Annotated in this window: 10 protein-coding genes; 8 read left to right on the top strand and 2 right to left on the bottom strand. The window is 67.0% G+C overall.

What is annotated here, in order from left to right; genetic code table 11:
- The first annotated feature begins 168 nt into the window (after positions 1-168).
- Together topA and J0I42_RS19220 are read left to right on the top strand one after the other, a co-directional pair.
- Positions 169-2,850: a type I DNA topoisomerase gene (topA, locus tag J0I42_RS19225; RefSeq protein ID WP_291657163.1), complete on the top strand. Its 2,682-nt coding sequence runs from the start codon at positions 169-171 to the stop codon at positions 2,848-2,850.
- 28 nt (positions 2,851-2,878) lie between these two features.
- Positions 2,879-3,127 (top strand): hypothetical protein, encoded by a 249-nt coding sequence (locus J0I42_RS19220; protein WP_291657162.1) that lies wholly within the window; start codon positions 2,879-2,881, stop codon positions 3,125-3,127.
- A 52-nt stretch (positions 3,128-3,179) separates the two neighbouring features.
- On the opposite strand, the gene J0I42_RS19215 is transcribed toward J0I42_RS19220, so the two are convergent.
- The gene (locus J0I42_RS19215) at positions 3,180-4,262 is read right to left on the bottom strand and encodes a tlde1 domain-containing protein (protein ID WP_291657160.1); all 1,083 of its coding nucleotides are present in this window, start codon (positions 4,260-4,262) and stop codon (positions 3,180-3,182) included.
- Between the two features lie 461 nt (positions 4,263-4,723).
- Between J0I42_RS19215 and J0I42_RS19210 the strand changes: the two genes are divergently transcribed.
- Positions 4,724-5,986, top strand: coding sequence for an MFS transporter (locus J0I42_RS19210; RefSeq protein WP_291657158.1), 1,263 nt, complete (start codon positions 4,724-4,726; stop codon positions 5,984-5,986).
- A gap of 12 nt (positions 5,987-5,998) precedes the next feature.
- Here J0I42_RS19210 and J0I42_RS19205 read toward each other — a convergent pair whose 3' ends face one another.
- The gene (locus J0I42_RS19205; protein ID WP_291657156.1) at positions 5,999-8,323 is read right to left on the bottom strand and encodes a bifunctional salicylyl-CoA 5-hydroxylase/oxidoreductase; all 2,325 of its coding nucleotides are present in this window, start codon (positions 8,321-8,323) and stop codon (positions 5,999-6,001) included.
- 238 nt (positions 8,324-8,561) lie between these two features.
- Between J0I42_RS19205 and J0I42_RS19200 the strand changes: the two genes are divergently transcribed.
- From J0I42_RS19200 to J0I42_RS19180, 5 genes are all read left to right on the top strand, one after another.
- Positions 8,562-9,317, top strand: coding sequence for an SDR family NAD(P)-dependent oxidoreductase (locus J0I42_RS19200; RefSeq protein ID WP_291657153.1), 756 nt, complete (start codon positions 8,562-8,564; stop codon positions 9,315-9,317).
- A 1-nt stretch (position 9,318) separates the two neighbouring features.
- A complete protein-coding gene (locus J0I42_RS19195; protein ID WP_291657151.1) occupies positions 9,319-9,855 on the top strand; it encodes a MarR family winged helix-turn-helix transcriptional regulator in 537 nt (178 codons plus the stop codon).
- On the top strand, positions 9,855-10,691 hold the full coding sequence (locus tag J0I42_RS19190) for an enoyl-CoA hydratase family protein (RefSeq protein ID WP_291657149.1): 837 nt from the start codon (positions 9,855-9,857) through the stop codon (positions 10,689-10,691). Before J0I42_RS19195 ends, J0I42_RS19190 begins: the two co-directional genes overlap by 1 nt.
- Position 10,692: 1 nt before the next feature.
- Positions 10,693-11,937, top strand: a complete 1,245-nt coding sequence (locus J0I42_RS19185; protein WP_291657148.1) for an acyl-CoA dehydrogenase family protein — start codon at positions 10,693-10,695, stop codon at positions 11,935-11,937.
- Positions 11,903-12,478: AMP-binding protein (locus J0I42_RS19180; protein ID WP_291657147.1), on the top strand; the 576-nt coding region annotated here is incomplete at its 3' end. The genes J0I42_RS19185 and J0I42_RS19180, both read left to right, overlap by 35 nt.

The following is a 12,478-nucleotide window of genomic DNA, read 5'->3' as shown; positions in this document are numbered from 1 at the left end:
CAGCGGGCAAGCGATCGTCGTCAGCGCCCATTCGGGGTTTGACACGGCGGGCGCGCTGAACCACTTTCGCGCGCATCTTCCGAACCGCAGCGGTCTTGCGGGTCGCGGGACCGTCCACGAGGGCCGGCTCCGCGCTCTGATCAGGGCTGTCATCGAGACACGAACATCATGAAGCTCCTCGTCGTCGAGTCGCCGGCCAAGGCCAAGACGATCAATAAATATCTCGGCTCCGACTACGAGGTCATCGCCTCGTTCGGGCATATCCGCGACCTGCCGGCCAAGGACGGCTCGGTCGAGCCCGACAACGACTTCTCCATGAAATGGGAGATCGAGGGCCGCGGCGCCAAGCAGGTCGCCGAGATCGCGCGCGCCGTGAAGGGCGCCGAGAAGCTGATCCTCGCAACCGACCCGGATCGCGAGGGCGAGGCCATCTCCTGGCATGTGCTGGAGGCACTCAACCAGAAGAAGGTGCTGAAGGGCATTCCCGTCGAGCGCGTCACCTTCAACGCCGTCACCAAGGACGCGGTGCAGAAGGCGCTGGCGAATCCGCGGGCGATCGACCAGGCGCTGGTCGATGCCTATCTGGCCCGCCGGGCGCTCGACTATCTCGTCGGCTTCACGCTCTCGCCGGTACTGTGGCGGAAGCTGCCGGGCGCCCGCTCGGCCGGCCGCGTGCAGTCGGTGGCACTACGCCTCGTCTGCGACCGCGAGCGCGAGATCGAGGCCTTCCGGGCCCGTGAATACTGGTCGCTGGTGGCGACGCTGGCGACCACGTCCGGCCAGACGTTCGAGGCCCGCCTCGTCGGCGCCGACGGCAAGAAGATCGCCCGGCTCGATATCGGCAACGAGGAGGAGGCCAAGGCTTTCAAGGCTGCGCTGGAAACCGCCCTCTTCAAGGTAGCCGAGGTCGAGGCCAAGCCGGTCAAGCGCCATCCGCAGCCGCCCTTCCAGACCTCGACGCTGCAGCAGGAGGCCTCGCGCAAGCTCGGCCTCGCTCCGGCGCGGACGATGCAGCTCGCGCAACGGCTCTATGAAGGCGTCGATATCGGCGGCGAGACCGTCGGCCTGATCACTTATATGCGTACCGACGGCGTCGACATGGACGGCTCGGCCATCGCCGCGGCGCGCCGCGTCATCGGCAAGGAATTCGGCGAGAAATACGTCCCGAATGCGCCGCGCAAATACATGGTCAAGGCCAAGAACGCGCAGGAGGCCCACGAAGCCATCCGCCCGACCGATCTCGGCCGCCTGCCGGCGATGGTCGCGCGCCATCTCGAACCCGAGCAGGCCAAGCTCTACGAATTGATCTGGAAGCGCACCATCGCGAGCCAGATGGAATCGGCCGAAATGGAACGCACCACGGTCGATATCGCGGCCAAGGTCGGCGCCCGCAATCTGGAACTGCGCGCCTCCGGGCAGGTCGTGCTCTTCGACGGCTTCCTGACGCTCTATCAGGAAAGCCGCGACGACGAGGAAGACGAGGACTCCAGGAAGCTCCCGGCGATGAAGGCCGGCGACACGCTGGAGAAGCGCGCGATTGCCGCCGACCAGCATTTCACCGAGCCGCCGCCGCGATTCTCCGAAGCGAGCCTGGTCAAGCGCATGGAAGAGCTCGGCATCGGCCGGCCCTCGACCTATGCCGCGACGCTGTCGACCCTGCGCGACCGCGAATATGTCCGCATCGAGAAGAAGCGCCTCGTGCCCGAGGACAAGGGCATGCTGGTGACGTCGTTCCTGGAGAGCTTCTTCAGGCGCTATGTCGAGTTCGACTTCACGGCGAACCTGGAGGAGAAGCTCGACCGCGTCTCCAACGCCGAGATCGACTGGAAGGCGCTGCTGCGTGAGTTCTGGGAGGAATTCCAGGCCTCGATCGGCGAGACCAAGGACCTGCGCGTCGGCGATGTGCTGGAAGCACTGAACGGCATCCTCGGCGAGTATATCTTCCCGCAGAAGGCCGATGGTTCCGACCCGCGCGTCTGCCCGACCTGCGGCAACGGCCAGCTTTCGCTCAAGCTCGGCAAGTTCGGCGCCTTCGTCGGCTGCTCGAACTATCCGGAATGCCGCTATACGCGCCCCCTCTCCGTCCCGGCGGCGGATGGCGAGGCCTCGGCCGAGGGCGGCCAGGGTACGCCGGGCGTGCGCATCCTCGGCACCGATCCGGTGACGAACCTGGAAGTCACGCTGCGCGACGGCCGGTTCGGCCCCTATATCCAGCTCGGCGAGGGCGAGAAGCCGAAGCGCTCCAGCCTGCCCAAGGGCATGAGCCCGGCCGGCGTCACGCTGGAAAAGGCACTCGCCCTGCTCTCGCTGCCGCGTGAGGTCGCCCGGCATCCCGAGAGCGGCGAGCCGATCCTCGTCGGGATCGGGCGCTTCGGACCTTACGTCCAGCACGGCAAGGTCTACGCCAATATCGACAAGGACGACGACGTGCTCGAACTCGGCGCCAACCGCGCCATCGACCTGATCGTCGCCAAGGAAAGCGGCGGCGGGCGCGGTGGCCGGGCGGCCGCGACGCCAGGCCGGGCGCTGGGAGACCATCCCGACGGCGGCGCTCTGGAGGTCAAGGCCGGGCGCTACGGGCCATACGTGGCCTGGGGCAAGATCTTCGCGACCCTGCCGAAGACGATGGCCCCGGAGAGCATCACGCTCGAACAGGCGATCGAGCTCGTGAACGCCAAGGCGGCGACGAAGGGCAGCGCCAAGGGCAAGACCAAGACCGCCAGCGGCGCGGCCAAGGCCCCGGCGAAGAAGCCTGCGGCAAAGAAGGCGCCTGCGAAGAAGGCGGTAGCCAAGAAGGCAGCCGAGCCGGACGAAACAGAGAAGAAGGCGCCGAAGGCCGCGCGCGGCTGACGGCGTCGCGCTTCACGGAGAGGCGTGAGTGCGGCTCGCGAGCTGGCTGTTTCTGGGCAGCGGGATCGTCTTCTGCCTCGTGGCCTTCGCGGGCTGGGTCGGGCTCAACCTGTTTGCCTGCGGCCTGGCTTCGGGCGGCTGCAGCCTCTCCCGGTTCCGCTTTCGCTGGGAGGATACCGAAGCCCTCACGGTCTTCGTCCCGCCCTTCGCGTTGGGCTGCGTCCTGACTGCGTCCGGGATAGCGCTGCGGATCGCGGGTCGGCGGCGGCAGCCATAGGCCTGCGAGCGCGTGCTGGATCGCTCCTGATCGGAGCCCCGCTCCATCCCCCTCAGAGGCTCGCGACCACCCTGATCCGCTTGACCTCGCCGCGCAGGAAGGCCTGCAGGAAACGATCGTAGTCCTTGAACGAGATGCAGCCGTTCGAGTCGCCCCGCGGCCCGAGCAGGTAGGTATGCGCCAGAAGGCCCGCACGGCCATAGATCGCGCTGCTGCCGCCGACCGGGTGAAGGCGGATCGCCCGTACGCCATGGAACAGCGCCTCGCGCTCGGTCAGGGTGTAGGTATGCGGCGGGGTGACGCCCTTCATCCGGACATGGGCGTAGCGGACATCGTCCATCATCTCGCCGAAGCCGGAATGGGCCTCCAGCCGCTCGCCATTGGGCATGTAGACCATCTTGGCGGCGATATCGTAGATCGCGGTGCCGGCCTCGGCGGTCCGCGGCGGCGTGCCGGCCGAGGGGCTCAAGCGGGTGATGCGGCCGCGGTCGATAATGTCGTCCTGCGGCGCGGCATAGGCGAGCGCGGTTCCGGCCGGCGCGGCCTGCTTCTGCACGCCGAAGAGCTTCTCGAAGAAATTGCGATTGTCCTCGGGTGTCGGCGCTACCGCAGCCGTGCGGTTGCGGCGCGGCGTCGTCGGCTGCGCGACGCGCGGCTGGGTTTGCCGCGTATCGGCCTTCGGCAGCAGATCGAGGGGGCGCGGCACCGGCATGGGCGCAGCCTTCTCGGCCAGCGTGACCGGTGGCTGCGGCGGCAGCGGCAAGGCGGGCTCGGCGATAGCGGCTGCAACAAGAGAGGATGACGGCGATTGAGCAGCCGGCTGGAACGCCGAGCGGACCGGAGCGCTCTGAACGAAGGTCGCGCTTTTGCCGCCCGACAGAGAGGGGTCGAGCAGGCCGCTATAGGCCGGTGCCTGCTGCTGCGCGACGCGAGTGGCCGAAGCCTTGCGGGCGTTCGCGGAAAGAGTGTTGGCCGTATCGGGACCCGGCGCCCCCTGCCCCAGCATCCAGAAACCGGACATCGCACCGCCGCCCAGGGCGATCGCAATCAGGAGGCCCTTCAGAAAAGGCCTGCGGCGACGGCGCGGCCGCACATAAGGCGCGCCACCTTCCCGTACATAGGTCGCATAGGTCATCCGCCGCACTCTCGATACGCTTACGCCACGCCCGGCGGCAACAGACACGGCGTCGCCGCACGCGCTTCGACAAGCCGAGGCGCGATGCACGTCGCGGAGTGACAGAGCATGCCGGGAGAACCCAAACTTCGTTCCGTATCGATAAGGCGCTGCCTTGGTTAATCGCCGGTGAACCGCATCGATAAATTTTCGTGGCTCGCGCGCGGTGGAGCAGACTTCGGCGCCGGGATGCATGACCATCGAAAGGCGGCACGATCGAGTCCGGAGGATGGAAGAAGAAAGACGAGGATTTTTCGGGGGCTGCCCCGATTGGCCCATCTTTTCCGGCAAGGCTGCAATTCCAGCCCATTTTTCCCAAACCGGCCTTCGAATCGGATATGTCGCAAGCATCGCAACCGCAGGAGTTGCAGCCGCCGGAATCGCAGGATTCCGGCGTGCCTGCGCCGGAGGCCGGGACCGCCGTGAGCCAGCCAGCCGAGCCGAAAACGAGTTCCGTCGCAGCGCTCGGCGCGATCGTCAGCGGGGCGCTGATCCTTCAGATCGCCTCGACCATCGTGAACACCGTCGTGCCGCTGAAGATGGCGCTGGAGCAAAAGGCGCCGTTGCTCATCGGCCTCGTCGGTTCGGCCTATTCGGTCGGCTTCCTCGCCGGCTGCTTCGTGGTCCCCACGTTCATCCGCCGCGTGGGCCATATCCGCGCCTTCGCGGTCTTCGCCGCCCTGCAGGCGGTCTTCACCATCAGCTTCGCACTGACGCCGCTCGATATCTGGGGCATCTCGCGTCTCGGGATGGGCTTTGCCGGCGCCGGCCACGCGATCTGCATCGAGAGCTGGATCAGCGGCCAGGCCAAGGCCGGCCAGCGCGGACGCCTGTTCGGCTTCTACCAGATCCTCAACCGCCTGGCGCTGATCGGCTCGCAGATCGGCGTCGGCTATGTCTCGCTGCAGTCACACGACATCTTCCTGCTGGCGAGCGCGACATTCTCGATCGCGCTGATCCCGGTCGGCATGACCCGCGCCAAGGGACCGGAATCGGGCGAGGTCGTCTCGGTCCGGCTCAACACGATGTGGCAATACGCGCCGGCCTCGGTGATCGGCTGCCTCTATGTCGGCCTGATGGGTGGCGCGCTGACCAATATCGCCCCGGCCTATGGCATCCTGATCGGGCTCGACCAGGCATGGGCGATCCTGCTGACGGCCGGCATCCAGATCGGCGCTCTGGTGCTGCAATGGCCGCTCGGCCTGCTGGCGGACCGGGTCGAGAGCCGCAAGATCATGCTGAGCGCCACCGGTTCGGTCGTGCTCTGCACGCTGGCGCTGGGAGCCGTGCTCTGGTTTTCCGTTCCCCATACGCGCTTCTGGCTGTTCGGACTGTTCGCCCTGATCGGCGCGGGCGCGATGCCGATCTATACGGTCGCGGTGGCGCATGCCTATTTCCGGCTCGGCCGCGAACGGGCGCTCGGCCTTTCCGCGCAATTGCTCTTCCTCTGGGCGGTGGGCTCCGCGATCGGCCCGCTGGTTGCCGCCGCCTTCATGCAGGCGGTCGGCGCGAACGGCCTCCTAGCCTATCTCGGTGTACTCTCTGCGGCAGCGGCGGCCTATCTCGCCTTCCGCCTGCGGCGCAACCCGCCCTCGGCCAATCCGTTCGGCGAGCGCAAGCCGGTGGCGCCGACCATTCCCGACGTCTCGCCCTCCGGGCGACGGAGCCACGCCGAAGGGAAGTAGGCGGGAGGCCGCCTATTTCGCCACAGCATGCCGGCTCGGCTTGGCCTTGAGCTTGAGTTCTTCCAGATCCTGCCGCTCTCGCGGGGTGTTGCGCATGAGCTGATCCTTGCCGGCCGCGTACTGAATCGGCTGGTCCGTATCGACGCCGTACCAGGCGGCGGCGCGCAGCACGAAGGACGGATCGGCCAGATGCGGGCGTCCGAGCGCGACCAGATCGGCGCGCCCGGCGGCGATGATGGTGTTGACCTGATCGGCCGTGGTGATGTTGCCGACGCACATGGTCGCAACCTCGGCCTCGTTGCGGATGCGGTCCGAGAACGGTGTCTGGAACATGCGGCCATAGACCGGGCGGGACTCCCGGGCGGTCTGGCCGGTCGAGACATCGACGAGATCGCAGCCCTCAGTGGCGAAAGCCTCGGCGATGGCGACGGAATCAGCAGGCGAGAGGCCGCCTTCGACCCAATCGGTCGCGGAGATACGCACCGACATCGGCTTCTCGCGAGGCCAGGCCTCGCGCAGCGCCCTGAAAACTTCCAGCGGATAGCGCAGGCGGTTCCCGACCGAGCCGCCGTATTCGTCGGTGCGCTTGTTGGTCAGCGGCGAGAGGAAGCTCGCCAGCAGATAGCCATGGGCGCAGTGCAGCTCCAGCATGTCAAAGCCAGCCCGCTCCCCGCGCCCGGCGGCAGCGACGAACTCGGCCGTCACCCGGTCCATGTCGATGCGCGTCATCTCGCGCGGCACCTGGCTTTCCGGGTAGTAGGGCAGCGGCGACGCCGAGACGATCGGCCAGGCGCCTTCCGGCAGCGGTTGGTCCATGCCCTCCCACATCAGCCTGGTCGCGCCCTTGCGCCCGGCGTGGCCGAGCTGGAGGCAGATCCTCGCGGCTGAATTCGCATGCACGAAGCCGACGATCCGCGTCCAGGCGGCTTCCTGCTCGTCATTCCACAAGCCGGTACAGCCGGGGGTGATGCGGGCATCGGGCGCGACGCAGGTCATCTCTGTGAAGATCAGGCCGGGGCCGCCGATGGCGCGCGAGCCGTAATGCATCAGGTGCCAGTCGCAGGGGAGTCCGTCCTCCGCCGAATATTGGCACATCGGCGAAAGCGTCATGCGGTTCTCGACCCGCATCTCGCGCAGCTTGAAGGGCTGGAAAGCCGGCGGCACGGGCGAGCCGTCCTTGCGCCGCTTCGCCAGATCGCCGAGACCATCGGCGACGAGCCTGTCGACGGCTGAAACCATCTCCGGCGCGCGCAGGGCCAGATTGTCATAGGTGATCGCCTTGGAGCGAGTCATCAGGCCGAAGGCGAAGCGCAGCGGCTCGAAATCCCAGAAACGCCCGAGCTCCTCGAACCAGACCAGCGAGACGTCGGCCGCGTGCTGGGTCTTCTCGACCTCCTCACGGCGCTGCGTCTCGAACAGCTTCAACCCGGCGGCAACGTCGAGCTTCGCCTGCCCGATCGCCCTGTGCAGCGCGATGGCATCCTCCATCGCGAGCTTGGTGCCGGAGCCGATCGAGAAATGCGCAGTCGCCTTGGCGTCGCCGATCAGCACGACATTTTCGACCACCCAGTTGCGGCAGCGGATCATCGGAAAATTGCGCCAGAGCGAACGGTTGGTGATGAGCTTGTGGCCCTGCAATTCCTCGGCGAAGACGCCCTCCAGAAAGGCAGCCGACTGCGCTTCGTCCATCGCGCCGAGGCCCGCCTTTGCAAAGGTCTCGGGGTCGGTTTCCAGAACCCAGGTCGAACGGCCCGCCTCGTACTGGTAGCAATGGGCGATGAAGACCCCGTGCTCCGTCTCCTTGAAGAAGAAGGTGAAGGCGTCGAAGGGGCGGGTCGAGCCCATCCAGGTGAAATGGTTCGGGCGCAGGTCGGTCTGCGGCTGGAAGCGCTCGCGCCAGTTTTCGCGGATACGGCTGTTGATGCCGTCGGCGCCGACGACGAGGTCGTAGTCCCGCTTCAGGGTCTCGGCATCGGCGATCTCCTCGCCGAAATGCAGGTTGACGCCGAGCTCGCGCGCCCTCGCCTGCACCAGCATCAGCAGCGAGCGGCGCGAGCAGCCGCAGAAGCCGTTGCCGGGCACGCGGAAGGTATCGCGCTTGAAGTGGATCTCGATGTCGTCCCAATAGGCGAAATTGTCGCGGATCGCGGCATAGCTCTGCGCATCCGCCGTCCTGAAGGTGTCGAGCGTCTGGTCGGAGAAGACGACGCCGAAGCCGAAGGTGTCGTCGGGCTGATTGCGCTCGAAGACGTCGACCGTCAGTTCCGGCCAATCGCGCTTCATCAGGAGCGCGAAATAGAGCCCCGCCGGCCCTCCGCCCACGACCGCGATACGCATCGACGCCTCCATCCGGGAACCGGCCGGTCCGATTTCGGATATTATTTTAAGCCTAAAATGTTTTTGGCCTCAAGAGGATTTTGCGGTGAATGCGGCGAAAACCCGCCACAAAGCTCGATCAAGTTCCCATTTATCGATCATCTCGCACTGCGAGATTCCCCGAGCAGATCGCCCGCAGCCGACCGCTTGCAAATTCCTTCAGACTTAAAATATATTTACCGCCGGAGGTCGGGCGGCCATGACACTGCAAGGACAGCGTGCACTGGTAACGGGCGGCGGACGCGGCATCGGCCGGGCCATCGCGGCCGCGCTGACGGCAGCCGGAGCCAGGGTCTGCATCCTCGGACGTGACGAAACGACCCTCCGCGACGCCGTCGACGCCGGCATCGCCGCCGATTGCGCGGCGTGCGACGTGCGCGACGAAGCTGCGGTTTCCGCGACGCTCGGCCAGTTCCGACGCGAACAGGCCTTCGACATCGCCATCGCCAATGCGGGAGCGGTCGAGACCGGCCCGTTCATGCGCAGTGACGGCGAGCGCTTCCGCCGCATGCTCGAGATCAACCTGATCGGGACGGTCAACCTGTTCCATGCCGCCCTGCCTGCGATGCTGGAGCGGCACCGCGGCCGGCTGATCGCCATCGCCTCGACGGCCGGGCATCGCGGCTACCCCTATGTCAGCGCCTATTCGGCCGCGAAACATGCCGTGGTCGGGCTGGTGAAGTCTCTGGCGCTGGAGACGGCACGCTCCGGCGTCACCGTCAATGCCGTCTGTCCTGCTTACACCGATACCGACATGGCGACCGCCAGCATCGATAATGTCGCGGCCAAGACGGGCAAGAGTCGCGAGGAAGCGCTGGCGGCCATGATCAGGGACAACCCGCAGGGCCGCCTGATCGCGCCGGAAGAGGTCGCCGCGGCTGTGCTCTACCTCTGCGGACCGGGCAGCGATGCCGTCACCGGCCAGTCATTGCTCGTCAATGGCGGGGAGTTCTGAAATGGAAACGCCCTCCACTTCGCTCATCCTCGATCGCGAGACCAAGGCGAGCGAGCGCCCCGGCGACCACAAGGACGAACTGCGCCTCTGGCTCAGGATGCTGACCTGCTCGACCCTGATCGAGACGGAGATCCGCAACCGGCTGCGCGAGGAGTTCAAGACGACGCTGCCGCGCTTCGACCTGATGGCACAGCTCGACAAAAGCGTGGTCGGCATGACGGTCGGCGAAGTCTCGCAACGACTGATGGTCTCGAACGGCAACGTCACCGCCGTCGTCGCCGGACTCGTGACGGACGGACTGGTCGACAAGCGCTCCGCCCCGCAGGACCGGCGGGTGCAGATCCTCACCCTGACGGCACCGGGGCGCAAGGCGTTCCGCGCCATGGCCGAGCGCCACGAGGACTGGATCGCAGAGCTTTTTGCCGGGCTCGACCAGCCCGCCATAGCGCAGCTCTTCCGGTTGCTCGGAGAGACCAAGACCTCGCTGCACCGCGCCATCGCGGAACGGATCGGCGAAGCCGCCAGGGGAGATGCCTGATGTCCCATATCGCCAATGCCACGACCCTGCCGCTGGCGGGCTTCAACCCGGAGCATTTCGGCCTCTCGGTCTCCGGCAAGGTCGCGACGGTGACGCTGAACCGGCCTGAGAAAAAGAATCCGCTGACCTTCGCAAGCTACCGCGAACTCACGGATTTCTTCCTGGCGGCGCAGAAGGAGGAGGAGGTCAAGGCGATTGTCGTGACGGGCGCCGGCGGCAATTTCTCCTCGGGCGGCGACGTCTTGGAGATCATCGGACCGCTGGTCGCGATGGAGACCAAGGACCTGCTCAAATTCACCCGGATGACCGGCGAGCTGGTCAAGGCAATGCGAGCCTGCCCGCAGCCGATCGTCGCCGCGATCGACGGCGTCTGCGCCGGCGCCGGCGCCATCGTAGCCATGGCGTCCGACCTCAGGCTCGGCACCGCCGGCAGCAAGATCGCCTTCCTGTTCAACCGCGTCGGGCTGGCCGGCTGCGACATGGGCGCCTGCGCGATGCTGCCACGCATCATCGGCCAGGGCCGCGCCGCCGAACTGCTCTATACCGGCCGCGTGCTCAAGGGCGAGGAAGCCGAACGCTGGGGTTTCCTCAACCGGCTCTGCGCGCCCGAGACGGTGCTTTCCGAGGCCCGGACCCTTGCCGGCGAACTGGCTGACGGGCCGACCTTCGCCAATGCCATGACCAAGCGCATGCTCGAGATGGAATGGGCGATGTCGGTCGAGAGCGCGATCGAGGCCGAGGCCGTGGCGCAGGCGCTCTGCATGCAGACCGAGGACTTTTCGCGCGCCTATCACGCCTTCGCCGCGAAGCAGAAGCCGGTCTTCGAGGGCAATTGAGATGGGCAGCGCCTCTCCTCCCGGCCTCGACATCCTCGGCGACACGCTGGACTGGCCATTCTTCGGGGAGTGCCATCGCGCCTTTGCAACCGAGCTTTCCAGCTGGGCCGGTTCGCATCTCGCCGACCTGCCGCATGACGATGTCGACGAGGCCTGCCGCGCACGCGTCGCGGCGCTGGGCGCGGCCGGCTTCCTGAAGGCCGCCGTTCCAGCGGCCTATGGCGGGCTTTCCGACAAGCTCGATGTCCGCACGCTCTGCCTCGCCCGCGAGATTTTGGCGGCGCATGACGGGCTCGCCGATTTCGCCTTCGCCATGCAGGGGCTCGGCACCGGCTCGATCTCGATCGCCGGCTCCGAGACGATGAAGCAGCGTATCCTGCCGGATGTTGCGGCCGGCAAGCGCATCGCCGCCTTCGCCCTCTCCGAGAAGGAAGCCGGCTCCGACGTCGCCGCCATGGCGACCACCGCAACGCCGGACGGCCATGATCATGTCCGTATCGACGGCGAGAAGAGCTGGATCTCGAACGGCGGCATCGCCGATCATTACATCGTCTTCGCTCGCACCGGCGAGGCGCCGGGCGCGCGCGGGCTCTCCGCCTTCCTGGTCGAAGCCGATACGCCCGGCCTGACCATCGCCGAACGCATCGAGGTGATCGCGCCGCACCCGCTGGCGACCTTGCGCTTCGAGGGTTGCCGGGTGCCGCTCGACAACCGCATCGGAGGGCCGGGCGACGGCTTCAAGGTCGCGATGGCGACGCTCGACATCTTCCGCTCGACCGTCGGCGCCGCCGCGCTCGGCTTTGCGCGCCGCGCGCTGCACGAGACGCTTGCGCAGGCCAATGCCCGCAAGCTCTTCGGCGGCACGCTGGGCGATCTCCAGCTCTCGCAGGCGGCCATCGCCGAGAGTGCGGCAGAGGTCGATGCCGCCGCCCTCCTCGTCTATCGCGCCGCCTGGACCAAGGACCGTGGCGCACCCCGTGTCACCCGCGAAGCGGCGCTCGCCAAGCTCGTCGCGACGGAGAACGCCCAGCGCGTCATCGACCGGGCCGTCCAGATCCATGGCGGACTCGGCGTCACCAGGGGCGTCAAGGTGGAGGAACTCTACAGGGAGATCAGGGCGCTGCGCATCTACGAGGGTGCGAGCGAGGTCCAGAAGGTCGTGATCGCGCGCGACCTGCTGAAAGCACATGCCGAAAAGGCAGGGGAACGACATGACAGCAACCGGATTCGCGAGATCGGGGCATAAGGACAGTTTTGCGCGGGACAACCTGCCGCCGCGCGAAAGCTGGCCCGATCTGAGACTGGAAGAGGCAGGGCTGAGCTACGCTGCGCGGCTGAACTGCGTCGCCGAGCTGCTCGACAAGCATCTCGCGGAAGGGCGCGGCGGACGCACGGCCGTGGTCGCGAGCGAGCTGCACTGGAGCTACGCCGACCTCGCCGACAAGGTGAACCGCATCGCCAATGTGCTGACCCGCGATCTCGGCATCGTCGCCGGCAACCGCGTGCTGCTGCGCGCCGGCAATACACCGATGATGGTCGCGGCCTATCTCGCCGTCATCAAGGCCGGCGGCGTCGCCGTCGCGACCATGCCGATGCTGCGGGCGGGCGAACTCGCCTATCCTTTGCGCAAGGCGAAGATCGCCCTTGCGCTCTGCGACCACCGTCTCACCGTCGAATTGGAGGGAGCGAAGGCGCAGGCGCCGGACCTCGCCCGTATCGTCGCCTTCGGCAGTTCGGACAGCGAGCTCGAAGCGCTGATGGCCCAGCCGGGTTACGAGAGTTTCGAA

This window comes from Allobosea sp., from assembly GCF_017308015.1.
Classification (GTDB): domain Bacteria; phylum Pseudomonadota; class Alphaproteobacteria; order Rhizobiales; family Beijerinckiaceae; genus Allobosea.
This window is presented reverse-complemented; position numbering and strand designations above follow the sequence as displayed.

Coding starts and splice junctions, on each gene's coding strand:
- topA (WP_291657163.1), top strand. CDS start 169: ATGAAGCTCCTCGTCGTCGAGTCGCCGGCCAAGGCCAAGACGATCAAT.
- J0I42_RS19215 (WP_291657160.1), bottom strand. CDS start 4,262: ATGACCTATGCGACCTATGTACGGGAAGGTGGCGCGCCTTATGTGCGG.
- J0I42_RS19205 (WP_291657156.1), bottom strand. CDS start 8,323: ATGCGTATCGCGGTCGTGGGCGGAGGGCCGGCGGGGCTCTATTTCGCG.
- J0I42_RS19200 (WP_291657153.1), top strand. CDS start 8,562: ATGACACTGCAAGGACAGCGTGCACTGGTAACGGGCGGCGGACGCGGC.
- J0I42_RS19195 (WP_291657151.1), top strand. CDS start 9,319: ATGGAAACGCCCTCCACTTCGCTCATCCTCGATCGCGAGACCAAGGCG.
- J0I42_RS19190 (WP_291657149.1), top strand. CDS start 9,855: ATGTCCCATATCGCCAATGCCACGACCCTGCCGCTGGCGGGCTTCAAC.
- J0I42_RS19185 (WP_291657148.1), top strand. CDS start 10,693: ATGGGCAGCGCCTCTCCTCCCGGCCTCGACATCCTCGGCGACACGCTG.